The following is a 21,504-nucleotide window of genomic DNA, read 5'->3' on the forward strand; positions in this document are numbered from 1 at the left end:
GGAAGGAGAGACATGCGCACGCTGGTGCTGGTCCGACACGCCAAGGCGGAGGCCACCCCGTCCGGCCCAGGAGGCGACCACGCCCGGACGCTGGTGGCCCGCGGCCGCCGGGACGCGGCGGCGCTGGGGGAGGTGCTGCGCGACTCGGGTCTCCTCCCGGACCTCGCGGTCGTGTCCACCGGGGCGCGGGCACGACAGACGCTGGAGTCGATGCTCGGCGACGACGGCGTGGAGACCTGGCCGACGCGGCGGGTCTACGACGGCGGCCTCGACGGGGTGATGGAGGCGGTGCGGGAGGTGCCCGACCACGTCGAGGTGCTGTGGGTCGTCGGCCACGAGCCGGTCATGTCGACGACGGCGTGGGAGCTCGCCGACCCGGAGCGGACCGGGCCGGCGCTGCGCGAGGCGATGTCGAGCGGTATGCCGACCGCCACCGCCGCGGTGCTCGAGCTGGAGGTCCCGTGGTCCGAGGTGGACCTCGGCTGCGCGCGCCTGGTGGGCAGGCATACCGGACGGGGTGAGGAGTCGGACGGGTGACACGCAGGCACAAAACCGGCTGACGTCGCGAGTCCGGCGACATAAGGTGGGGCGTCGTGCCAACAGTGATCACGGCCCGGGGGCTGCGCAAGACCTACGGCGACGTCCACGCCGTCGACGGGATCGACCTGGAGGTCGAGGCGGGGGAGAGCTTCGGGCTGCTCGGTCCCAACGGCGCCGGCAAGTCCACGACCATGAGGATGATCGGGGGCACCCTGGACCGCACGAGCGGGTCCTTGGACGTGCTGGGCCTGGATCCCGGCGTCCGGGGCCCGGCGGTCCGGGCCCATCTGGGGGTGGTCCCGCAGCAGGACAACCTCGACGAGGAACTGCGGGTCCGGGAGAACATCGTGATGTACGGCCGCTACTTCGGGCTGTCCCGGTCCTTCCTCGCGGCGAAGGCCGACGAACTGCTGGCCTTCGCCCAGCTGGAGGCCAAGGCCCAGGAGAAGGTGGTCAACCTCTCTGGCGGCATGAAGCGACGGCTGACCATCGCCCGCGGCCTCGTCAACGAGCCGCGCATCCTGCTCCTGGACGAGCCGACCACCGGTCTGGACCCGCAGGCCCGGCACGTGCTGTGGGACCGTCTCTTCCGGCTCAAGGAGTCCGGCACCACGCTGGTCGTGACCACGCACTTCATGGACGAGGCGGAGCAGCTGTGCGACCGGCTGGTCGTGGTCGACCACGGGCGCATCGTGGCGCACGGCTCGCCGGCTCAGCTCATCCGCGAGCACTCGACGCGGGAGGTGCTCGAGCTGCGCTTCGGGTCGGCCCGCAACGCCGCCGTGGTGCAGCAGCTGGACGGGGTGGGGGAGCGCCACGAGGTGCTGCCCGACCGCATCCTCGTCTACGCCCCGGACGGCGAGGCGGCGCTGGAGGAGGTCACGGGCCGGGGTCTGCACCCCACGACCTCGCTGGTGCGTCGGTCCTCGCTGGAGGACGTCTTCCTCCGGCTCACCGGGAGGTCGCTCGTTGAGTGAGGTCGACAACGCCCTGGTCACGACCGGCGTCGGGGGTGCCCCCGCCCACACCGAGATGGCGGCGCGGGCGCGACGCTGCGGCATCTGGTTCTACGCCGAGACCGTGCTGCGGGGCATGCGCGCCTTCGCGCTGCCCATCGCCCTGTATGCCGTGGCCCAGCCGCTGCTCTACATGATCGCCCTCGGGGTGGGCCTGGGGGCGCTCGTCGACCGCGGCGTCGGGTCGATGGCGGGCGTGGACTACCTCGTCTTCGTCGCCCCCGCGCTGCTGGTCTCGACCGTCGTCATGTCGGTCTCGGCGGAGATGACGTTTCCCGTCATGAGCGGCTTCACGTGGAACCGGCTCTACTACGGCCCCGTCGCCTCGCCGCTGGAGCCGAGCCAGGTGGCGCTGGGCCACTTCACCGCGGTGATGCTGCGCTTCCTGGCGCAGGGCCTCATCTTCTGGCTGGTGATGCTCGCCTTCGGCGCCGCGCCGGCGGGGTGGGTGCAGTCGGTCCTGGTGGTGCCGGTCGGCATGCTCGCGGCGGCGGCCTTCGGCGCGCCGCTCCAGGCGTATGCCGCGACCCTGGACGACGGCTTCCAGTTCTCGCTGATCCAGCGTTTCGTCGTCATGCCGATGTTCCTCTTCTCCGGCACCTTCTTCCCGCTCTCGGCGATGCCGGGCTACCTGCACTGGATCGGCTGGATCTCCCCCGTGTGGCACGGCACCGAGCTGGCCCGCTGGGCGTCCTACGGTGTCGACCTGCCGCCGCTGCAGGCCGCGGTCCACCTGCTGTTCCTGCTCACCTGCTCCGCGCTCGGCCTGTGGTGGGGCGTGCGGACCTACACCCGCAGGTTGCGCTCGTGAGCACGGCGAGCGGCGGTCCTCGCGAGGTCGCGGCGAGGGTGCGGACGGGCATACCGGTGCTCGCGTCGCTGTCCTCGGGCAACGTGCGTTCGGTCGTGGAGCGCAACGCCAGGGTGATCCGCAACCAGAACGGCGTCATCCTCGTCTCCGGCTTCTTCGAGCCGGTGCTCTACCTGCTCGCGATGGGGCTGGGGATGGGTGCGCTGGTCGGCGAGGTCATCGGGCCGGGAGGGGAGCCGGTCGAGTATGCCGCCTATATCGCCCCGGCGCTGCTCGCGACCTCGGCGATGAACGGGGCGGTCTACGACTCCACCTGGAACGTCTTCTTCAAGCTGCGGCTGTCCAAGCTCTACCAGGCGATGCTGCAGACCCGCTGGGGCCGTTGGACGTGGCGCTCGGGGAGATCCTCATGGCGCTCTTCCGCGGTCTGCTCTACGCCCTGGGCTTCCTCGGGGTCATCGCCGTGCTCGGCCTGGTGACGTCGTGGTGGGCGCTGCTCATGGTGCCGGCGGCGCTGGTCATCGCCCTCGGCTTCGCCGCCTTCGGCATGGCGGTCACGAGCTATCTGACGACGTTCCAGCAGATGGACCTCGTCAACTTCGCGCTGCTGCCGATGTTCCTCTTCTCCGCGACGCTCTACCCCATCGCGATCTACCCGGAGTGGATCCAGTGGCTCATCATGGCGATGCCGCTGTGGCACGGGGTGGAGCTCATGCGGGCACTCTCGGTGGGCTATCTCGACACCTCCACCGTGGTGCACGCCGGCTACTTCGTGGGGATGACGGTGGTCGGGCTGGTGCTGACGACGCTGCGGCTGCGGACGCTCTTCCTGCGCTGACCGAGGTGGTGGCTCAGCGCAGCCAGCTGGTCATCTGCCGCACCGCGCGACCGGCGCGCTCGAGCGGGTGGGCCCCGGCGGCCGCCTCCCGGCGGGAGGTCGCCGCCGATTCGCCGGCTGCTTGCCCCGAGGGACCGTGGTGGCTGGCGAAGCCGGCGGAGTAGATCTGGTCGACGTGGGTCTTGAGCTCGTGGACCAGCGCGACGTAGGCCACCTCCGGCTCGACGCCGCGTGCCGCCAGCTCGTCATAGGCGGACTGCAGGGCCTCCTGCAACGGCGTCTGGACGCGCTCGCGGGCAGCCTCCATGGCCAGGGCCTCGTGCTCGACCGTGGTGACGACGGCGCCCGAGCGCAGCGCACCCATGGCCGCGGCGTAGGCGGTCAGCGTGGCCCACGCAGCGCCGCTGCGGTCGTGCTCGACCGCCACCAGGGCGGGGCAGCCGCGACCGTCGAGGTACTCCTCGCGCACCCGGTCGCCGTCGCCGATGGTGCGGAGCATGGCGAGGTCCACGCCCGCGGGGACGGTCAGCCGGCCGGTGTGCACGGCGTCCGCGCCGGTGACGACGACCAGGTCGCCGGGCTCGGTGTGCTCCTGCACGAGCCGTTGCACGGTGTCGATGTCCTGCTCACCGCGCGCGCCGCCGGGCACCAGCACGATGTCGCACCGCTGCACCGCCTCCTGCGGTGGGACGATGGGCAGGCCCTCGATCTCGGCGCGGGCCGCCAGCCGGCTCTCCGGGTCGGTGCCGACCCAGACGTCGACCCCGCTGTCGCGCAGGTTGAGCGCGTGCGCCGCGGCGACGGCGTCGAAGCCCAGCACAGCCACCTGGCGGTCCTGGAGCAGGGTCAGGTCGGCGCTGTCCGGGTCGAGGGTCGTCACGGCGCCTAGCCTACGAGTGCGTGCCGGGCGTGCGGGGTCCGGCCGTGTGCCCGGGGCCCCGAGGGGGTATGCGTGGCGGAGCCGACGATGCTTGTGCGCGGCGTCGTGCGTCTCCTGGGGTCGCAGGCGTGCCCAGAAGCACGCGTGCGACACATGCTTCGGCGCACGACGAAGCACCTTCGTGCGGGCGGCGTGGGATCAGGCATACCCGGAGGTCAGCGGTCCAGCGTGACGCTGCGTCAACCTTGCCGCTGGCGGTGACGCCTCGTCAGGTGGATACCCTGACGCCCATGACCCAGACAGCGTCGTCCCCGTCCTTCGCGGTCACCGAGGTGAGCGACCGTCGCTCGCCCCAGGAGATCGCCGAGCTGCTGCGCAACCCCGGCTTCGGCAGCCTGTTCTCCGAGCACATGGTGATGGTCGAGTGGGACCGGGAGCAGGGCTGGCACGACGCCCGGGTGGTGCCCTACGGGCCGATCCCGCTGGACCCCTCGGCCGCGGTCTTCCACTACGCGCAGGAGATCTTCGAGGGGATGAAGGCCTACCGGCACGAGGACGGCACGGTCTGGACCTTCCGGCCCGAGCGCAACGCCGAGCGCTTCAACAACTCGGCACGGCGCCTGGCCATGCCCGAGCTGCCGCCGACGCTCTTCCTCGACGCGATCAAGGAGCTGGTCAGCCTCGACGAGGCCTGGGTCCCGGGCGCCGACGCGGGTGAGATGTCGCTCTACCTGCGGCCCTTCATGATCGCCACCGAGGAGGCGCTGGGGGTGCGACCCAGCAACCGCTACCTCTTCAGCGTCATCGCCTCCCCGGCCGGCGCCTACTTCTCCGGCGGGCTCAAGCCGGTCAGCCTGTGGGTCAGCGACCAGTACGTCCGCGCCGCGGCGGGGGGCACCGGCGCGGCCAAGTGCGGCGGCAACTACGCCGCGTCCCTCGCGAGCCAGGCCGAGGGCATCGAGCACGGCTGCGACCAAGTAGTCTTCCTCGACGCGGTCGAGCACCGCTACGTCGAGGAGCTCGGTGGGATGAACCTCTTCTTCCTGTATGCCGACGGCCGGGTCGTCACCCCCGAGCTCACCGGCACGATCCTCCCGGGGGTGACCCGCTCCTCGCTGCTCGACCTGCTCCGCGAGCGCGGCCATCAGGTGGAGGAGCGCCGCTTCACCCTCGACGAGTGGCGCGACGGGGTCGCCTCGGGGGAGATCACCGAGGTCTTCGCCTGCGGCACGGCGGCCGTCATCACGCCGGTCGGGCGGCTCGCGTGGAGCGGCGGCGAGCTCGACATGCCGGAGGAGCACAAGCTCACCGAGGACCTGCGCGCCGAGCTGCTCGACATCCAGTACGGCCGCGCCGAGGACCGGCACGGCTGGCTCTACCAGCTCGTCTGAGCGCGAGGGAGTGGACCTCGGGTCACCGGACCGTCGCCTCGGCGCACCTCAGCCCAGCTCCGGTCCGAGCCCGTCGAGCACGTCCAGCAGCCGCTGGCGCAGCGCGTTCGACCGGCGGGCGAAGGCGCGCTGCGCCTCGGCATACTCGCGCTTGCCCTCGTTCGTCTCGATCCGCACCGGCGCGTAGCCCAGCGCGCGCAGGTCGTAGGGCGCGGCCCGCATGTCGAGCTCGCGGATGTCCCGGGCGAGCAGGAAGGCGTCGAGGGTGAGGTCGCTGGGCACCGCGGGGGCGAGCTTGAAGCACCACTTGTAGACGTCCATCCCCGCGTGCAGACAGCCCGGCTGCTCGTGCTCGACCTGGCTCTCCCGGGTCGGGCGCAGCGCGTTGCGCGGGGCGGCGTCCGGGGTGAAGAAGCGGTAGGCGTCGAAGTGCGAGCACGCGACCTGGTGGCCCTCGACCACCGCGTCGGTGCCCTCGCGCCCCAGCCGCAGCGGCCAGTCGTGCCGCGTCTCGTCGGCGCGGTAGACCATCGCCCACTCGTGCAGCCCGAAGCAGCCGAAGCGACCCGGCCGGGACAGCGTCGCGGTCAGCAGGTCGCGGACGAAGCCGACGGTCCGGCCCCGTCGGCGCACGAAGCCGGCCACGTCGAGGTATGCCGTTCCGCTCCCGTCGACGAGATAGCCGCTCCACGCCGCGCGCTCGTGGGCGTCGGCGAGCCCGACGCCCGGCCCGGGGTGCCAGCGCGCGAGCTGCGCCGGGCGGAAGGCGTAGTACTCCCAGAGGAAGTCGTCGACGGGGTGGGTCCGCCCCTCCACCTGGCGGGCGAGGCGGCCGGCGGTCAGGGCGTCCACGGCTTCCGCGTGCGCCGTGGCGCGCGCCCGCCATACCCCTGCCTCGAGGAGCTGGAGGTCGGTGGTGGGGGTCGGCACGGCGGACCAGCCTAGCGCCGGCCCGGTGTCGCGAGGGCGCCCGGAGCTGGCTCCTGCCGTCGCCCGTGTGGGAGCCTGGAGCAGGACGCCCGCGGTGGGCGGTTCCCCGGACGAGGCACGTCGTACCCGGCTCCGACGACGACGTGGCGCGCCCGGGGAGGGCGTCATCATGGTGGCCATCTCCTGGATCGTCCTCATCCTGTCCGGTGTCCTCGAGAGCGTCTGGGCCGCGGCCCTCACCGCCTCGGACGGCTTCACCAAGCTGTGGCCCAGCGTGCTCTTCGGCGTCGCGCTCGCCGTGAGCATGATCGGGCTCGGCTGGTCGCTGCGGACCATCCCGCTCGGCACGGGGTATGCCGTCTGGGTGGGGATCGGTGTCGTCGGCACCGCGCTCTGGGGGATCCTCGCCCTCGGCGAGCCGGTCTCGGTGGCCCGGGTGATCTGTCTGGTCGCCATCGTCGGCGGCATCGTCGGGCTGCAGCTCACCGGCTCGGGCCACCACTGACGAGGCGACGCCGACGGCATACCCTGACGGCATGCGTATCTGCCGCTTCACCGACGGTGACGACCCCCGCTTCGGCCTCGTCGACGGGGCCGGGGAGCGGATCGCCGAGATCTCCGGCGACCCGCTCTACACCAGGATCGAGCTGACCGGCGAGACCGCCGAGGTCGCCGACGTGCGGCTGCTCGCGCCGGTCATCCCGCGCAGCAAGGTGGTCGCCGTGGGCCGCAACTACGCCGACCACGCGCGCGAGATGGGCAACGAGCTGCCCGCCGAGCCGATGATGTTCTTCATCCCCAACACCTCGGTGTGCGGCCCCGGCGACCCGGTCGTCATCCCCCCTTTCGCGACCGAGATCTCCTACGAGGCCGAGCTCGCCGTCGTCATCGGGCGGATGTGCAAGGACGTCACCGCCGAGGACGCCAAGTCGGTGGTCTTCGGCTACACCTGCGCCAACGATGTCACCGCGCGCGACCTGCAGCGCGGCGACGGGCAGTGGGCCCGCGCCAAGGGGATGGACACCTTCACCCCGCTCGGGCCGTGGCTCGAGACCGACCTCGACACCTCCGACCTGCGGATCTCCTGCACGGTCGACGAGGAGGTGCGCCAGGACGGCACGACCGCCGACATGCACTTCGGCATCGGCGAGGTCATCGCGCACGCCTCGGCCGCCTTCACGCTGCTGCCGGGCGACGTCATCCTCACCGGCACGCCCGCGGGGGTCGGTCCGATCACCGCCGGGCAGCGGTGCGAGGTGGAGATCGAGGGCATCGGGACGCTCGCCAACCCCTTCGTGGCTGGCGACGCATCTTGATGCCACACGCACGATGCATCATGATGTCTCCATGAGGACCACGCTGACCCTGGACGCGGACGTGGTCCGGCTGCTCGAGCAGGCCGTCCATGACCGGCGGACCTCCATGAAGAGCGTCGTCAACGACGCCCTGCGGCAGGCCCTTCGACCAGCGCAGGCTCCCCGCCCCTACCGCGTCGACGTGCACCACAGCGAGCTGGTGGTCGGCGTCGACCCAGCACGACTCAACCAGCTCGCCGACGAGCTGGAGGACGAGACGATCGTGGACAAGCGCCACCGATGATCGTCCCCGATGTCAATGTCCTCCTCTATGCGCACGTCGATGCCTTCCCGGAGCACGACCGAGCCCGTACGTGGTGGGAGGAGACCTTGTCGGCGGGCCGGCCAGTGGGCCTGGCGCCCGTCGTGGTGTTCGGCTTCATCCGCATCGCGACCAGCCGTCGAGTGCTCACCCGACCGTTCAGCGTCCAGCAGGCGCAGGCCGTCGTCGAGTCGTGGCTCGCTCAGCCAGGCGTCCAGATGCTGGACAGCGGGAGAGAACACCTCGGCCGCACGCTCGAGGTCCTGACGGGTGTCGGCACGGCCGCGGCGCTGACCATGGACGCCCAGATCGCCGCCCACGCCTTCATCGAGGGTGCTGCGGTCGCGACGCACGACACCGATTTCGGCCGCTTCGCCGACCTGGACGTCGTGGACCCGGTCCGATGATCGGGCGTCGATCGTGACCGAGGCGCCCATCGGGGTCTTCGACTCCGGCTTCGGCGGGCTCACGGTCGCCCGCGAGGTGCTGGACCAGCTGCCGCACGAGTCGGTGCTCTACCTCGGCGACACCGCGCGCACCCCCTACGGGCCGCGCCCCATCGCGCAGGTCCGCGAGTTCTCCCTCGAGTGCCTGGACCGGCTGGTCGAGCACGGGGTGAAGGCGCTGGTCATCGCGTGCAACAGCGCGTCCGCCGCGGTGCTCGCCGACGCCCGGGAGCGGTATGCCGTCCCCGTCGTCGAGGTGATCCGCCCCGCCGTGCGCCGGGCGATGGCGGTGACCCGCAACGGGCAGATCGGGGTGATCTCGACGGCTGCGACGCACCAGTCACGGGCCTACCTCGACTCCTTCGTCGCGGCCCCGCCCTCGGTGCACGTCGCGAGCCAGGCCTGCCCGCGCTTCGTCGAGCTGGTCGAGGCGGGGGTGACGAGCGGTCCGGAGGTGATCGAGGTGGCGCGCGACTACCTCGCGCCGCTGCAGGAGCGCGACGTCGACACCCTCATCCTGGGGTGCACGCACTACCCGTTGCTCACGCAGGCGCTGCAGTACGTCCTCGGCGAGCAGGTCCAGCTCGTCTCGTCCGCGGCGGCGACCGCGGCCGACCTCTTCCGGGTGCTCACCGACTCCGGGCTGCTCGCCGCGCAGGACAACGAGCCGGTGCACCAGTGGCTCACGACCGGCGACCCGGACGGCTTCCACTACCTCGCGCGCCGGTTCCTCGGGCCGGAGGTGGAGCAGGTGCACCGCGCCTTCGTGGGACGGGCCGACGAGCGGCTCGCCGCTCAGTAGGGCGCCGCGAGGTCGGGGAACATGGGGAAGTGCTTGACGTTGCGCGTCAGCAGCGGGACCTCGAGGTGCACCGCTGTGGCGGCGATGACGAGATCGGCGGTGTCGATGCCGCGGTGGCTGGGCAGCCAGCGACGCCCGAGATCCCCAGCCAGCTCTGCGAGGCCGGCGTCGAGGGGGTGCCAGGTGAGGGTGGAGAGAAGGCTCTCGGTGGCCCGCCGCTCGCGAGAGCGCATCCCGCAGAGCACCTCGGCTCGCGTGATCTCGCTGGCATGAACCGGTCCGGCCCGGCGGCAGGACAGCAGCAGCGAGGTGGCGGCAGCGTCACCGCGCAGCGTGTCGATGAGCACGGAGGTGTCGACGAGCGCGGTCATGCCTGCTCGCGCAGCCGAGACCCGGAGCGCAGCGTCTCGACGTAGCCGGCGCCGTCGACGTCGCGGCCGACCCATGCACCGCTGGCCGAGGCGATGGCCGCGATGTCGTCGTCGGCGTCGCGGCCCGCGCCGTAGGTCTGGTTCACCGCATCGCGGATCAGGCGGGACAGCGACAGCCCGGTGCGGGCGGCTGCGGCGTCGAGCAGGCGCCGATCCTCTGCCGTGAGGGAGATCTGCGTCCGTTGCATGATGTAAGACTACATCATTCTGGGCCGGTGGTCTCTGCCCGGTGGCTCGCCGTGACCCCACCGCCGCGCGCCACGGTGGGTTAGTGTTCACCGGACGTTCGACCGCACGACAGGCGAGAGCAGGTGACCGGTGACCCAGGTGGACTTCCGGCCCGTGGAGAAGGCCACCAGGAGCACCCGCGGCGAGGTGGGGCGGATCGGCGTCGCCGTGCTCTTCATCGTCGGCGTCATCGTCTTCACCGGCGCGGCCTTCGGTCACGTGGAGCAGGCATACCTGCTCATCGCGGCGGCCGTCATCGGCGGCTACATGGCCCTCAACATCGGCGCCAACGACGTCGCCAACAACGTCGGCCCGGCCGTCGGCTCGATGGCGATGACCATGGCCACCGCCATCGGCATCGCCGCGGTCTTCGAGGCGGCGGGGGCCATCATCGCCGGCGGCGACGTCGTCGACACCGTGAAGAACGGCATCATCGATCCGGACAGCATCGCCGACCCGCAGATCTTTGTCTGGGTGATGCTGGGCTCGCTGCTGGGGGCGGCGCTCTGGCTCAACATCGCGACCTTCATGGGGGCCCCGGTCTCGACCACCCACGCCATCGTCGGCGGGGTGCTCGGCGGCGGCGTGGCCTCCTCCGGCTGGGCGATCGTCAACTGGGACGTCATGGGCTCGATCGCCATGAGCTGGGTGATCTCGCCGCTCGTGGGGGGTCTCATCGCGGCGGGCACGCTCTACCTCCTCAAGCGCACCGTCCTCTTCCGCGACGAACCGGTCGACGCCGCGACCCGGGTGGTGCCGCTGCTCATCGCAGTCATGGCCTGGGCGTTCGCCACCTACCTGGCGCTCAAGGGCCTGTCCAACCTGGTCAGCATCTCCTTCCCGGTCGCGCTGTTCGGAGGGCTGGTGATCGCGGTCATCACGTATGCCGTCGTCCGCCCGATGGTCATCCGCGCCGCGCCCGGGCTCACGCAGGACACCGAGGGGGTCAACAGCCTCTTCACGATCCCGTTGATCTGCGCCGCGGCGCTGCTGAGCTTCGCGCACGGCGCCAACGACGTCGCCAACGCGGTCGGGCCGCTGGCCGGCATCGTCGAGGTGCTCGACGGGGGAGCGGCGGGGGTGAGGCGGGCATACCACTGTGGGTGCTCGTCATCGGTGCCGTGGGCATCTCGGTGGGTCTGGCCCTCTTCGGCCCCCGGCTCATCCGCACCGTCGGGTCCGAGATCACCGACCTGGACCGCTCCCGGGCCTTCTGCATCGCGCTGGCCGCCGCCGTCACGGTCATCGTCGCCAGCCAGCTCGGCCTGCCGGTCAGCTCCACCCACGTCGCGCTCGGCGGCATCTTCGGCGTCGGCTTCCTCCGGGAGTTCCTCGACGACCGGATGAACCGGGCGATCGAGAAGGTGCTCCGCGCCCACCGCGACGACACCGACTTCGCCAAGGTCGAGGGGATGCTCGAGGCCTTCCGCGAGGCGCGGCCCGAGGACAAGCGGCGGATGCTGGACACGCTGCAGGAGATGGGCCCGGAGGCCGTCATCACCGCCGCCCAGGGCAAGAAGCTGCGCAAGGCGCTCAAGCGCCAGCTGGTCCGCCGCTCGCACATCCTCAAGATCGCCTCCGCCTGGGTCATCACCGTCCCGGTGGCCGGCATCCTCTCGGCGCTGTTCTTCTTCGCGCTGCGGGGGATGCTGCTCCCCTGACCGGGGAGCGCCGAGGCGGTCGCGGCGCTGCGCTCACGTATCCTGGATCCTCGCCCCGACCCTCGCACCAAAGAACGGTTCCATGCCCCTGGCTGTCCTGACGGCCCGTCCCTGCCCGCCCCGACCACGGCGGTGCTCTCGTGACGACCGCCATCCTGCTGCTGCTCGTCGGCGTGCTCGCCATCGCCGTCATCATCGCGGCCAACGGCTACTTCGTGGCCCAGGAGTTCGCCTACATGTCGGTGGACCGGTTGCGGCTCGCGGCAGAGGCCGAGAGCGGGGACGAGGCCGCCGAGCGTGCGCTGCGGGTGACCCGCCGCACCTCCTTCATGCTCTCCGGCGCCCAGCTCGGCATCACGGTCACCGGCCTGCTCGTCGGGTATGTCGCCGAGCCCCTCGTCGGGCGCGGCCTGTCGGTCATCCTCGGGGGCACGGGCGTGCCGGAGGCGCTGAGCATCACCGTCGGCACGGTGGCGGCGCTGGCCATCGCGACCGTGGTCCAGATGATCTTCGGCGAGCTCTACCCCAAGAACCTCGCCATCGCCAACGCCGGCCCGCTCGCCCGCGCGCTCGCCCGGTCGACCCTCATCTACCTCGCCGTCTTCGGCTGGCTCATCAAGGTCTTCGACTGGTCGGCCAACGCGCTGCTGCGGCTGGTGGGGATCGAGCCCATCCACGACCTCGACACCACGGCGACCGCGGAGGACCTCGAGCGGATCGTCGCCGACTCCCGCGACAGCGGCGACCTGCCGGCCGAGCTGTCGGTGCTGCTCGACCGGATCCTGGACTTCCCCGACCAGGACGTCGAGCACGCCCAGATGCCGCGCTCGCGGGTCGACACCATCGCCCCCGCCACCCCGGTCGGTGAGCTGCGGGAGCTCATGGCGCACGGGCATACCCGCTATCCGGTCATCGACGACGAGGGCCAGCCGGTGGGCGTGGTCAACCTCGTCGACGTGCTCCGGCACCCCGACGCCGAGCACGCCAGTCAGATCATGCGTGAGCCGCTCATCGTGCCCACGCTGATGGCGCTGCCGGACGCGGTCGCCGAGCTGAGCAGCTCGGGCCAGCAGCTGGCCTGCGTGGTGGACGAGTGGGGCGGCTTCGCCGGCGTCCTGACCATGGAGGACCTGGCCGAGGAGCTGCTGGGCGAGATCACCGACGAGCACGACGACGAGGTGCCGGAGGGGATCGTCGGCGAGGACGAGCACCTGTGGCGGATGGACGGCGACGTCCACGTCGACGAGCTGCAGCGCGCCCTCGGCCACGACCTGCCCGAGGGCGACTACGAGACCGTCTCGGGCCTGGTCATCGCCGAGCTCGGGGCGCTGCCGGAGGTCGGCCAGACCGTGGTCGTCGACCTCGCCGAGGACCCCGCCGAGATGGTGCTCGACGAACGGGTCACCCGGTCGGTCGAGATCGAGGTGCGGGAGATCGACCGGCACGTGCCCAGCCTGCTGGGAGTGCGGCTGGTGGAGCGGGCGCTGTCGCAGGACCCGGAGTCGATGGATGACGACACCGAGGCCGCCGGGCGCGAGGAGGAGCAGCGATGAACGGACTGACCGTCACCCTCGTCACGGTGCTGCTCATCGTGCTGAGCGCGCTCTTCGTCATCGTCGAGTTCGCCCTCCTGGGTGCCCGCCGCAGCCGGCTGGAGAACGAGGCCGAGCACTCGGCCTCGGCCCGGGCCGCCCTGCGCGGCATGAACGAGCTCACGGTCATGCTCGCCGGCGCCCAGCTGGGCATCACGGCCTGCACCTTCGCCCTCGGCGCGGTCACCAAGCCGGCGCTCGACTACTGGCTCGGCCCGATCCTCGCCGACCTCGGGCTGCCCGGCTGGCTGGCCGGGGGTATGTCCTTCGGCCTGTCCCTGCTCTTCGTCACCTTCCTGCACCTCGTGGTGGGCGAGATGGCGCCCAAGTCGTGGGCGATCGCGCACCCCGAGCGGGCGGCGCGGCTCATCGCGCTGCCGATGCGCGGCTTCATCACCGTCGTCCGGCCGCTGCTGGTCTGGGTCAACGCCGTGGCCAACCGCCTGGTGTCCGCCAGCGGAGTCACCCCGGTGGACCGTGCCGCCGTCGGCGGGCAGGACGCTCAGACGATCCGCGTCCTCGTCGAGCAGTCGGCGGCCGAGGGGGCGCTGGAGAGCACCTACCAGGAGCAGATCTCCGAGGCCCTCGAGCTGGAGGAGCTCACCCTGGCGCAGGTGGCGCCGGAGGAGCTCGATCTGGCGGCGGTGGGCTCTGGCGCCTCGATCGGCGAGGTGCAGGAGGCGTCGGCGCGCACCGGCCACAAGCGCATCCTCATGCTCGACGACGACACCACCGACCCCCGCGTGGTCCACGTGCGGGACACGCTGCTGCACTCCGGTGAGGAGCGCGCCGAGCCGCTGGCCCGGGCCGCGCTCGTGCTGCCGGCGCAGACGCCGGTCTACGAGGCGCTCACGACCATGCGCGGCTCGGGCGAGCAGCTCGTGGTGCTGCGCGGCGAGGGGCGGCTGGTCGGGCTGGTGAGCATCGCCGACATCATGCACCGGGTGCTGCCGCTGGAGCGGTCGGCCGGCTGAGGTCGGGGACGTCGCCGGAGGCGGGTCAGGGACGACGCCGACGCCGATGACGCCGACCGTGTGGACGCCGACGCTGAGACGATCCCGGGCCTGTCGGTCCGGTGCGGCAGCATGGGGCCATGAAACTCACGGTGATCGGCTGCTCCGGCTCGCTGCCGGGGCCGCGCGGCGCCGCGAGCTGCTACCTCCTCAGCGCGCACGACGGTGATCGGGAGTGGCGGGTGCTGCTCGACCTGGGCTCGGGGGCGCTCGGGCCGTTGCAGCGGCATACCGATCCGCTCGCGCTCGACGCCGTGCTGCTCACGCACCTGCACCCGGACCACTGCCTCGACCTCACCGGCCTGCACGTGCTGCGCCGGCACGGCCCCACGCCGGCGACGGACGACCTGCCGGTGTGGGGGCCGCCGGGCGTGGCGGAGCGGATGGCCCGGGCGCACGGGGTGCGCGCCGCGGAGCCGCTGCGGGGCATCGCCTGGGGCGAGCTCACCGACCGGGTCGCGGTGCGCGTCGGACCCTTCACCATCACCCCGTATGCCGTGCGCCACCCTGTCGCGGCCTTCGGCTTCCGGGTCGAGGCGGGTGGGCGGGTGCTGGCCTACACCGGTGACACCGACAGCTGCGAGGCTCTGGTGCCGCTGCTGCAGGGCGCCGACCTCGCCCTGGTCGAGGCGGGCTTCGAGGCCGCGGAGGCGACGCGGGGCATACACCTCACGCCGGAGCGGGCCGGGCAGGCGGTCGCCGGGGCAGGAGGCGTGGGCCGGCTCGTCCTCACCCACCTGCCGCCCTGGGCCGACCGGAAGGAGGCGCGACGGGAGGCAGAAGAGGCGTGGCCAGGCCCGCTGACACTCGCTGAGGAAGGAGGGATCTGGGAGGTCTGAGTGACCTCAGAAGCCCCAACTGTCACACCAGTCACGTCAGATAGTGATGTTTCGGGGGGTTTCGGCTCTCAGGTTGGTGTCGGGTTTGTTCCCCTGCGGCGAGGTCCAGGCCATCTGGCGGGCCGTGATCGCGCAGACATCGACCCAAGGAGAGAGGGATACCTGGCGGGACTACGACTGGGTGGGGCTGGCCGAGAAGGCCGGGATCGCCCTCATCATCCTCATCGTCACGTGGATCGAGGCGCGTCTGGTGAAGGCGGGCTTCACCAAGCTGGTGGGCAGGGCCAAGTTCCTGCAGCGCCAGTCCTCCGACGGCCAGTCGCTGGGGGCGGCGCTGGGGCAGATCGCCTTGCTGCTGGTCTGGCTGTTCGGCGCGCCGCGGGCGCCGTCCCCTCCACGGGTCGGCGCCCGCGCCGCGTCCGGAGGTGGGGCCCGCGCCGCGTCTAGAGATCTCCCCCTGGGCCGACCTGGGCAAGGTTCTGCACCGCATACCCCGTCGAGAGTGCTGCCTGCGGTGCAGAGCCTTGCCCAGGTGGCGTCCCGTCGCCCCGGGCCACGTCTGACGAAACGATGACGATCCACGGCTCCGGTGCGCGGACGGGCCTCGGGGCGCGCATCATGGAGGTATGTCCGTGCTAACCCGTCCCGAGCCGACCTCGACCCAGCGACCCCAGGGCCGCGGCCTGCTCGCGGCCCTCGCCGGGATCGCTGCCGGGGCCGTGACCCTGGGTCTGGCCGAGGTCCTGGCCGCGGTGTGGACCGGCTGGCTGGGCTCGGCCGGGACCTCCTCACCCCTGCTGGCCGTCGGTGGCGCCTTCGTCGACCGCACACCGCCGTGGCTCAAGGACTGGGCCATCGAGACCTTCGGCACCGCGGACAAGCTGGCGCTGGGCGTCGGCATGGCGATCACCCTCACCGTCGTGTGCGCGCTCATCGGCGTCCTCGCGCTGCGTCGCCGGGGGCCAGGGATCGGCGCCTTCGCGGTGGTGGGCCTGGTGGGGCTGGCGGCCGTCTACAGCCGTCCAGCCACGGGTCTGCTCGACCTCGTGCCCACCGCCCTCGGCGTGGTGGTCGGCGGACGGGTGCTCCTGTGGCTGCTCGACCGGGTGGCCGGCGTGCGGGACGGCGGCCCGAGCTCGTCGCACCACCCGTCCGCGGCGCCACCGAGCGGATCCACCCGGCGCAGCGTCCTGCTCCTCGGTGGTGGCCTCACCGGCCTCGGTGTGCTGGGCGTCGTCGCGGGTCAGGTGCTGTCCACGGGTGGCCGCGCGGTGCAGCGCACCGCCGAGGCGCTCGGTCTGCCCACGCCGACCCGGACGGTGAGCGTGCCCGGGGGCGCGACCAGCGACATCACCGGGCACACGCCATACCTCGTCGACAACGAGGACTTCTATCGCATCGACACCGCGCTGCGCGTGCCCCGCGTCGACGCGGCCGGGTGGACTCTGCGCGTCACCGGTCTGGTCGACCAGGAGGTCGAGATCACGTATGCCGACCTGCTCGCTGAGGAGCACGTCGAAGCACTCGTGACCCTCACCTGCGTGTCGAACCAGGTCGGCGGCGACCTCGTCGGCAACGCGCGGTGGCTCGGCTGGCCGGTGCGCGAGCTGCTCGCCCGTGCGGGGGTGCAGCCGGAGGCCGACATGGTGCTCTCGCGCAGCACCGACGGCTGGACCGCCGGCACCCCGATCGAGGCGCTGACCGACGACCGCGACGCGCTGCTCGCGGTGGCGATGAACGGCGAGCCGCTGCCGGCCGAGCACGGCTACCCGGTGCGGTTGGTGGTGCCGGGGCTCTACGGCTACGTCTCGGCGACCAAGTGGGTGACCGAGCTCAAGGTGACCCGCTTCGACGCGGACGAGGGGTACTGGACGCCGCGCGGCTGGTCGGCCCGGGGCCCGATCAAGACGGCCTCCCGGATCGACGTGCCGCGCTCGGGGGGTCGGCTCGAGCCGGACGCCGACGGCGCCGTCGTCCTCGCCGGGGTCGCCTGGGCCCAGCACCGCGGCATCGAGCGGGTCGAGGTGCAGGTCGACGGAGGCGACTGGCAGGAGGCCACCCTGCTGGAGGAGCCGACCGTGGACGCCTGGCGGCTGTGGACGTATGCCTGGCCCGAGGCGACCTCCGGCGATCACCAGGTGCGGGTGCGCGCGACCGACGCCGACGGACAGACGCAGACCGAGGAGAGCGCCGCCCCGGCGCCGAACGGCGCGAGCGGCTGGCACACGGTCGACTTCACCGTCGCCTGACCCCCGACCGGGCGCCGCGAGAGGTTGCTCCTGCCCCGACCGGGCGTCGCGGATGGTTGCTCGCGGTATGCCTACTGCGCCGTGGGCGCCAGCTCCGTCCTGGGTGCCGGCGCAGGAGTCTGCGCCTGACTGCGCACGGCACCTGCACCCGCCCAGGCCAGCCCTGCCGCGAGCGCCGTGGCCGCGACGGTGACAGCGAACGCGGGCAGATGTCCGCCGACGTCCGCGAGGCGACCGGCGAGAGCCGCGCCGAGGGCATACCCGGCGCCGGTCGACGCGGCGAGGGCGGTCATGGCGGCGCCGAGCCGCCGGACCGGCGTGGTCCGCTCGGCCAGCGTGAACGTCGTGATCATGGCGGGCGCGATCGCGATGCCGAGGCCCAGGAGTGCCAGCGACAGCGACCCCACGGAGTCGACCAGCAGCAGCGGCAGGGCCAGGACCACCAGCGCGAGGCTGAAGACGCGCAGCCGGGTCAGGTGCCCGACGCGCTCGGGGAGCGCGACGACCGCCAGCCCAGCCAGGACGCTGCCGACGCCGAGCAGCGCGTGCAGCAGACCGGTGAGCCCAGGGGCGCCGGCCTGGGTGGCGAGCACCGAGGTCCCCGTCTGGATCGAGCCGAAGACCATGCCGATGCTGAGCTGGATGCCGGCCAGCACGAGGAGGGCGGGGGTGACCAGGCGGCCCCGGCCCCCACCACCGCTGGTGTCGCGACCGACGAGGGCGACCGTCGGGTGCAGCGCGAACCACGTGCCGAAGGCACCGAGCAGAGCCGCCGCCACGACGAGCGAGGCCACCGGGGCGGCGGCCGTGACGATGAGGCCGACGAGCGCGGGGCCGAGCACGAAGGACGCCTCGTCGGCTGCTCCCTCGTAGGAGAAGGCGGCGTCCATGACACGGGCGTCGGCGGTGGTCCGGGGAGGTGCATGCTCTGCTGTCGCCGAGCTGGTCGGGCCGACTCGCAGGCCGGCCGCACTGATCGGCCGCCAGCGCACGCGGGCCATCGTGCCGACCTGCGGGACGAAGGCTCCGCCGAGGGCGGCCGCGAGAGGCAGCGGCCACCAGGGATCACCGGCCTCGGTCCGGAGGGTGAGGACGGCGAGAGCCAGGAGGCCGACGGCCCCGAGCACGCTCTGCACCAGCAGGACCGGGCGCTGACCCACCCGGTCGGTGAGGGCCCCGGCGACCGGGGAGCCGAGGGCGTTCGCGACGGCGAGGGCGCCCGCGGTCGCGCCGCCCGCGGCATACGATCCGGTCGCGCCGGATACGGCTAGCAGGGCGGCGATCTGCGACATGGCCAGGGGGAGCCGGCCGAGGAAGGCGATCACGACATACATCGGGCCGGTGAGCGCGAAGAGCTGACGGTAGGACTGGACGGGTGACACGGGTTTGCCTCTCGCATCGGTCCGTCGTGGACGGACGCACGCGCCGTCCCAGCCACCCGGCGCGCAGAACCCTTGTCAAGCACGACCAGTCTATCTCGTGACCCCGGTCTGGCACGAGACGACCACTCGCGGCGCTCGGTGGGGGCTGGGGCAACCACTGGCGGCCTCGGTGTGGAGTGGGGCAACCACTGGCGGCGCTCGGTGGGGGCTGGTCAGGCGATGATGCGGCGCTCGACCGGCTGAGGTCCGCGCCGGTCGTCCCGGCCAGCGCTGACCCGGCCCGCCAGCACGTCGGCCCAGGCTTGCGCGAGCCGCGGTGCGACCTGCTCGAGCTGGTCGTGGCCGAGCACGTAGGGCAACCGGACCCAGCCGTCGAGCCCGCCGCCCGCGGCGAAGTTGGGGCCGGCGGCGAGCGCGACATCATAGGCCCGCGCCGCGGTCGCCAGCGCGGTCGATCCCGGGCGCGGCAGGGCGCACCACAGCGCCATGCCGCCGCTCGGCACCCGCACTCGCCAGTCGGGCAGGTGCTCGCGCAGCCCGGCCAGCAGGACGTCGCGGCCCGCCCGGAGCCGGGCCTGCTGCTGCGGCAGGATCTCGGGCGCCGCCTGCAGCATCCGTGCGGCGACGAGCTGCTCCAGCACCGGCACCCCCAGGTCCAGCTTGAGCCGGCTCGCCGCCATGTCTGCGGCGCGGCCCCGCGGCACCCGCAGCCAGCCGACCCGCAGCCCGCCCCACAACGACTTGCTCACGCTGCCGACGGTGATCGCGTCCGGGACGTGACGGCCCAGCGGCTCAGGGACGACCTGTCCGTCGAGCGGCAGGTCGACGATCGACTCGTCGATGATCGGCACGACGCCCGCGGCCCGCAGCATCCGGCCGATCTCGGCCCGCTGCCCGGCCGGCATGAGAGCGCCGGTGGGGTTGTGGAAGTCGGGGATGAGGTAGGCGAACGCGCGCCCCGCCTCTGACGCAGCGTCCGGCCCAGCCCAGCGACGTCCCAGTCGTCGTGGGCGTGCTCGATCGGGTGCGCCACGGTGCGCGCACCGGCGCCCTCCAGGGTGGCGATGGCGTTGGGGTAGGTGGGCGTCTCGACGAGCACCCGGCCCCGTGGCGCCAGCAGCGCCCGAGCCGCGATCGCCACTCCGGCCAGGGCCCCCGGCGCGACGATGACCTGGTCCGGTGTCGTCGCCAGACCGCGCGCGGTGAACCGCTCCGCGACGACCTCGCGCAGGACGGGGACGCCGCCGGGGTAGTAGCCGGTGCCGGGCAGGTAGGCCCCGAGCTCCTCCAGCGCCTGCCCGTAGGCCTCCGAGGTGCCACCCGGCGCACCGGCCGCGGTGCAGGTCAGGTCGATCGCGCCGTCGCTGAGCGCCGAGGGCGTCAGCAGGTGGTCGATGCGCCCGCCCGGGACGTCCGGCACCTGGACCACGCTGCCCGATCCCCGGCGGGTGTGCAGGTAGCCCTGGGCGCGCAGCGCGGTGTAGGCACGGGTGACCGTGGTCCGACTGAGGCCCAGGGGACCGGGCAGGTCCCGTTCGGAGGGGAGCCGGCTGCCCTCGGGCAGCCGGCCGTCGGCGATGAGGTGCCGCAGCGCCTCGGTGAGGCGGCCGTAGGCCGGCCCGGACGACTCGGCGGCCAGCGCCGGCGCCACGAGGTCGGCGACGGCGCGGGCGGTGAGGACGCGGGGCATACCCCCACTGTGTTCGACAGGTGGCCCTCTCGTCCATAGCCACTTTGTGTCCACCGGCTCGGAAGTGGCTATGGATCGCATAGCCAGTTGCGCGCACCTTGGAGGTATGAGCATGCTCACCCACGTGGAGAACTCCCGGGCCGTCACGAGCGCGCGGCGCCGCGCGGCCGACCCGCGCCGCCAGCTCGCCGCGCTCGGTCCGGTCGAGCAGCTGCGCGCCGGGCGGCTCGGTCGCCGGATCCCGCAGCTGCTCGTCGGGCTCGCCCTCTACGGCGCCTCGATCGCCCTCATGGTGCGCGGCGTGCTCGGCAACATGCCGTGGGACGTGCTGCACCAGGGCGTCACCCGGCACGTGCCGCTCAGCCTCGGCGTCATCATCATCGCGGTGTCGGTGCTCGTGCTGCTCCTGTGGGTGCCGCTGCGACAGTCGCCAGGGCTCGGCACCATCGCCAACGCCCTCCTCGTCGGCCTCGCGGCGGACGCGACGCTGTGGGTCGTGGCGCCGGGTGAGGGCTGGGTCGTGCGTGGTGCGCTCATGGCTGCGGGGGTGCTGCTCAACGGGGTCGCCAGCGCGATGTACATCGGCGCCCAGCTCGGCCCGGGCCCGCGCGACGGGCTGATGACGGGGCTGGCGCGCCGCACGGGGTGGTCGCTGCGGCTGGTGCGCACCGGCATCGAGGTGACGGTCATCGCGCTCGGCTGGCTGCTCGGCGGCGTGGTCGGCCTCGGCACGGTGGTGTATGCCGTGGCCATCGGCCCGCTGACCCAGGCGCTGCTGCCGTGGTTCACCGTCGACCTCGGGGACCGCGCCCGGCGGTGACGGTGCCCGCCGGTTGGCGGGCCCGCCCTCGCGCGCGTTGGCTCAGTGCTCGCGCAGGGCCTCGATGAGCTCGTCCTTGGTCATGGAGGAGCGGCCCTCGATGTCGAGCTCGGCGGCCCGCTCGCGCAGCTCCTCGACGGTGCGGTCCTCGTAGTCGGAGGCCTCACCGCCGCGCTCGCCGACCTCGGAGCGGGAGGAGTTCGCCGCGGCGTTGGCGATCCGCGCCGCCTTCTCCTTGCTCGCGCCGTCCTCGCGCAGCGCCTCGTAGACCTCGGGGTCCTTGACGCTCGGGCCTGGGTCGTCCTGCGTCTTGTTCTCGCCTGCCATG

General features: G+C 72.6%; 23 protein-coding genes, 3 pseudogenes and 1 riboswitch. Of the genes and pseudogenes, 18 read left to right on the plus strand and 8 right to left on the minus strand.

From position 1 onward, the window contains the following. Window positions 1-12 precede the first annotated feature (12 nt). The 4 genes and pseudogenes from FU792_RS03475 (at window position 13) to FU792_RS03490 (ending at window position 3,205) form a co-directional block, all read left to right on the plus strand. On the plus strand, window positions 13-537 hold the full coding sequence (locus tag FU792_RS03475) for a SixA phosphatase family protein (RefSeq protein ID WP_022924343.1): 525 nt from the start codon (window positions 13-15) through the stop codon (window positions 535-537). Between the two features lie 56 nt (window positions 538-593). Beyond that, the gene (locus tag FU792_RS03480; RefSeq protein WP_028130898.1) at window positions 594-1,517 is read left to right on the plus strand and encodes an ABC transporter ATP-binding protein; all 924 of its coding nucleotides are present in this window, start codon (window positions 594-596) and stop codon (window positions 1,515-1,517) included. After that, complete coding sequence (locus FU792_RS03485) at window positions 1,510-2,367, plus strand: ABC transporter permease (RefSeq protein WP_028130897.1); 858 nt, start codon at window positions 1,510-1,512, stop codon at window positions 2,365-2,367. Before FU792_RS03480 ends, FU792_RS03485 begins: the two co-directional genes overlap by 8 nt. Window positions 2,368-2,405: 38 nt before the next feature. Then, a pseudogene (locus FU792_RS03490) lies at window positions 2,406-3,205 on the plus strand (ABC transporter permease). Between the two features lie 13 nt (window positions 3,206-3,218). Here FU792_RS03490 and FU792_RS03495 read toward each other — a convergent pair. Continuing rightward, on the minus strand, window positions 3,219-4,085 hold the full coding sequence (locus FU792_RS03495; RefSeq protein WP_022924341.1) for a ketol-acid reductoisomerase: 867 nt from the start codon (window positions 4,083-4,085) through the stop codon (window positions 3,219-3,221). Window positions 4,086-4,375: 290 nt separating this feature from the next. On the opposite strand from FU792_RS03495, the gene FU792_RS03500 reads away from it, so the two are divergent. Continuing rightward, the gene (locus FU792_RS03500) at window positions 4,376-5,476 is read left to right on the plus strand and encodes a branched-chain amino acid aminotransferase (RefSeq protein ID WP_022924340.1); all 1,101 of its coding nucleotides are present in this window, start codon (window positions 4,376-4,378) and stop codon (window positions 5,474-5,476) included. A gap of 48 nt (window positions 5,477-5,524) precedes the next feature. On the opposite strand, the gene FU792_RS03505 is transcribed toward FU792_RS03500, so the two are convergent. Then, window positions 5,525-6,406 carry a hypothetical protein gene (locus FU792_RS03505; RefSeq protein ID WP_022924339.1) on the minus strand — a complete coding sequence of 294 codons (882 nt, stop codon included), beginning with the start codon at window positions 6,404-6,406 and terminating at the stop codon, window positions 5,525-5,527. Window positions 6,407-6,487: 81 nt separating this feature from the next. Next, window positions 6,488-6,554: riboswitch (guanidine-III (ykkC-III) riboswitch) on the plus strand. A 21-nt stretch (window positions 6,555-6,575) separates the two neighbouring features. Between FU792_RS03505 and FU792_RS03510 the strand changes: the two genes are divergently transcribed. The 5 genes from FU792_RS03510 to murI are packed head-to-tail and all read left to right on the plus strand — an operon-like array spanning window position 6,576 to window position 9,271. Beyond that, entirely contained in the window at window positions 6,576-6,911 is a 336-nt protein-coding gene (locus FU792_RS03510) for a DMT family transporter (protein WP_022924338.1), read from the plus strand. 31 nt (window positions 6,912-6,942) lie between these two features. Further along, window positions 6,943-7,722: a fumarylacetoacetate hydrolase family protein gene (locus tag FU792_RS03515; protein WP_022924337.1), complete on the plus strand. Its 780-nt coding sequence runs from the start codon at window positions 6,943-6,945 to the stop codon at window positions 7,720-7,722. A 31-nt stretch (window positions 7,723-7,753) separates the two neighbouring features. Next, entirely contained in the window at window positions 7,754-8,005 is a 252-nt protein-coding gene (locus tag FU792_RS03520) for an antitoxin (RefSeq protein ID WP_022924336.1), read from the plus strand. Next, complete coding sequence (locus FU792_RS03525; protein ID WP_022924335.1) at window positions 8,002-8,430, plus strand: TA system VapC family ribonuclease toxin; 429 nt, start codon at window positions 8,002-8,004, stop codon at window positions 8,428-8,430. Before FU792_RS03520 ends, FU792_RS03525 begins: the two co-directional genes overlap by 4 nt. Before the next feature lie 13 nt (window positions 8,431-8,443). Continuing rightward, the gene (gene murI, locus FU792_RS03530; protein ID WP_022924334.1) at window positions 8,444-9,271 is read left to right on the plus strand and encodes a glutamate racemase; all 828 of its coding nucleotides are present in this window, start codon (window positions 8,444-8,446) and stop codon (window positions 9,269-9,271) included. Here murI and FU792_RS03535 read toward each other — a convergent pair. Together FU792_RS03535 and FU792_RS03540 are read right to left on the minus strand one after the other, a co-directional pair. Continuing rightward, a complete protein-coding gene (locus tag FU792_RS03535; protein ID WP_022924333.1) occupies window positions 9,265-9,642 on the minus strand; it encodes a type II toxin-antitoxin system VapC family toxin in 378 nt (125 codons plus the stop codon). The two genes, murI and FU792_RS03535, sit on opposite strands and share 7 nt — an antisense overlap. Then, window positions 9,639-9,890, minus strand: a complete 252-nt coding sequence (locus FU792_RS03540; protein ID WP_022924332.1) for a ribbon-helix-helix protein, CopG family — start codon at window positions 9,888-9,890, stop codon at window positions 9,639-9,641. The genes FU792_RS03535 and FU792_RS03540 overlap by 4 nt, the downstream gene beginning before the upstream one ends. A gap of 379 nt (window positions 9,891-10,269) precedes the next feature. On the opposite strand from FU792_RS03540, the pseudogene FU792_RS18360 reads away from it, so the two are divergent. The 7 genes and pseudogenes from FU792_RS18360 to FU792_RS03570 form a co-directional block, all read left to right on the plus strand. Next, window positions 10,270-10,935, plus strand: a pseudogene (locus FU792_RS18360) (inorganic phosphate transporter); the annotation flags it as partial. A gap of 128 nt (window positions 10,936-11,063) precedes the next feature. Continuing rightward, entirely contained in the window at window positions 11,064-11,591 is a 528-nt protein-coding gene (locus FU792_RS18365) for an inorganic phosphate transporter (protein ID WP_275100738.1), read from the plus strand. A 140-nt stretch (window positions 11,592-11,731) separates the two neighbouring features. Further along, a complete protein-coding gene (locus tag FU792_RS03550) occupies window positions 11,732-13,144 on the plus strand; it encodes a hemolysin family protein (protein WP_022924330.1) in 1,413 nt (470 codons plus the stop codon). After that, window positions 13,141-14,157, plus strand: a complete 1,017-nt coding sequence (locus FU792_RS03555; protein WP_022924329.1) for a CNNM domain-containing protein — start codon at window positions 13,141-13,143, stop codon at window positions 14,155-14,157. Before FU792_RS03550 ends, FU792_RS03555 begins: the two co-directional genes overlap by 4 nt. Before the next feature lie 119 nt (window positions 14,158-14,276). Beyond that, window positions 14,277-15,035, plus strand: coding sequence for an MBL fold metallo-hydrolase (locus tag FU792_RS03560; protein WP_022924328.1), 759 nt, complete (start codon window positions 14,277-14,279; stop codon window positions 15,033-15,035). 124 nt (window positions 15,036-15,159) lie between these two features. Beyond that, window positions 15,160-15,609, plus strand: a complete 450-nt coding sequence (locus FU792_RS03565) for a hypothetical protein (RefSeq protein ID WP_161600192.1) — start codon at window positions 15,160-15,162, stop codon at window positions 15,607-15,609. Between the two features lie 52 nt (window positions 15,610-15,661). Beyond that, window positions 15,662-17,284, plus strand: a complete 1,623-nt coding sequence (locus tag FU792_RS03570) for a molybdopterin-dependent oxidoreductase (protein ID WP_022924326.1) — start codon at window positions 15,662-15,664, stop codon at window positions 17,282-17,284. A 71-nt stretch (window positions 17,285-17,355) separates the two neighbouring features. On the opposite strand, the gene FU792_RS03575 is transcribed toward FU792_RS03570, so the two are convergent. From FU792_RS03575 to FU792_RS18375, 3 genes and pseudogenes are all read right to left on the minus strand, one after another. Then, window positions 17,356-18,666: an MFS transporter gene (locus FU792_RS03575; protein WP_022924325.1), complete on the minus strand. Its 1,311-nt coding sequence runs from the start codon at window positions 18,664-18,666 to the stop codon at window positions 17,356-17,358. 212 nt (window positions 18,667-18,878) lie between these two features. Next, a complete protein-coding gene (locus FU792_RS18370) occupies window positions 18,879-19,571 on the minus strand; it encodes an aminotransferase class I/II-fold pyridoxal phosphate-dependent enzyme (RefSeq protein ID WP_338101152.1) in 693 nt (230 codons plus the stop codon). 122 nt (window positions 19,572-19,693) lie between these two features. Beyond that, window positions 19,694-20,470 (minus strand): annotated as a pseudogene (locus FU792_RS18375) (aminotransferase class I/II-fold pyridoxal phosphate-dependent enzyme); the annotation flags it as partial. On the opposite strand from FU792_RS18375, the gene yczE reads away from it, so the two are divergent. Next, window positions 20,463-21,176 carry a membrane protein YczE gene (gene yczE / locus FU792_RS03585; protein ID WP_022924323.1) on the plus strand — a complete coding sequence of 238 codons (714 nt, stop codon included), beginning with the start codon at window positions 20,463-20,465 and terminating at the stop codon, window positions 21,174-21,176. The pseudogene FU792_RS18375 and the gene yczE overlap by 8 nt on opposite strands. A 42-nt stretch (window positions 21,177-21,218) precedes the next feature. Here the strand turns inward: yczE and FU792_RS03590 are convergent, their stop codons facing one another. Continuing rightward, complete coding sequence (locus tag FU792_RS03590; RefSeq protein WP_022924322.1) at window positions 21,219-21,503, minus strand: DUF7218 family protein; 285 nt, start codon at window positions 21,501-21,503, stop codon at window positions 21,219-21,221. Window position 21,504: the final 1 nt, after the last annotated feature.

It is taken from the genome of Serinicoccus marinus DSM 15273, assembly GCF_008386315.1.
In the GTDB taxonomy this organism is placed as follows: Bacteria; Actinomycetota; Actinomycetes; order Actinomycetales; family Dermatophilaceae; genus Ornithinicoccus; species Ornithinicoccus marinus.

Bases quoted from the DNA above. Each gene is read 5' to 3' on its own strand.
- FU792_RS03510 (WP_022924338.1), top strand. From the start codon at position 6,576: ATGGTGGCCATCTCCTGGATCGTCCTCATCCTGTCCGGTGTCCTCGAG.
- FU792_RS18370 (WP_338101152.1), bottom strand. From the start codon at position 19,571: ATGCCGGCCGGGCAGCGGGCCGAGATCGGCCGGATGCTGCGGGCCGCG.
- FU792_RS03515 (WP_022924337.1), top strand. From the start codon at position 6,943: ATGCGTATCTGCCGCTTCACCGACGGTGACGACCCCCGCTTCGGCCTC.
- FU792_RS03540 (WP_022924332.1), bottom strand. From the start codon at position 9,890: ATGCAACGGACGCAGATCTCCCTCACGGCAGAGGATCGGCGCCTGCTC.
- FU792_RS03520 (WP_022924336.1), top strand. From the start codon at position 7,754: ATGAGGACCACGCTGACCCTGGACGCGGACGTGGTCCGGCTGCTCGAG.
- FU792_RS03525 (WP_022924335.1), top strand. From the start codon at position 8,002: ATGATCGTCCCCGATGTCAATGTCCTCCTCTATGCGCACGTCGATGCC.
- FU792_RS03570 (WP_022924326.1), top strand. From the start codon at position 15,662: ATGTCCGTGCTAACCCGTCCCGAGCCGACCTCGACCCAGCGACCCCAG.
- FU792_RS03535 (WP_022924333.1), bottom strand. From the start codon at position 9,642: ATGACCGCGCTCGTCGACACCTCCGTGCTCATCGACACGCTGCGCGGT.
- FU792_RS03590 (WP_022924322.1), bottom strand. From the start codon at position 21,503: ATGGCAGGCGAGAACAAGACGCAGGACGACCCAGGCCCGAGCGTCAAG.
- FU792_RS03560 (WP_022924328.1), top strand. From the start codon at position 14,277: ATGAAACTCACGGTGATCGGCTGCTCCGGCTCGCTGCCGGGGCCGCGC.
- FU792_RS03555 (WP_022924329.1), top strand. From the start codon at position 13,141: ATGAACGGACTGACCGTCACCCTCGTCACGGTGCTGCTCATCGTGCTG.
- yczE (WP_022924323.1), top strand. From the start codon at position 20,463: ATGAGCATGCTCACCCACGTGGAGAACTCCCGGGCCGTCACGAGCGCG.
- FU792_RS03500 (WP_022924340.1), top strand. From the start codon at position 4,376: ATGACCCAGACAGCGTCGTCCCCGTCCTTCGCGGTCACCGAGGTGAGC.
- FU792_RS03475 (WP_022924343.1), top strand. From the start codon at position 13: ATGCGCACGCTGGTGCTGGTCCGACACGCCAAGGCGGAGGCCACCCCG.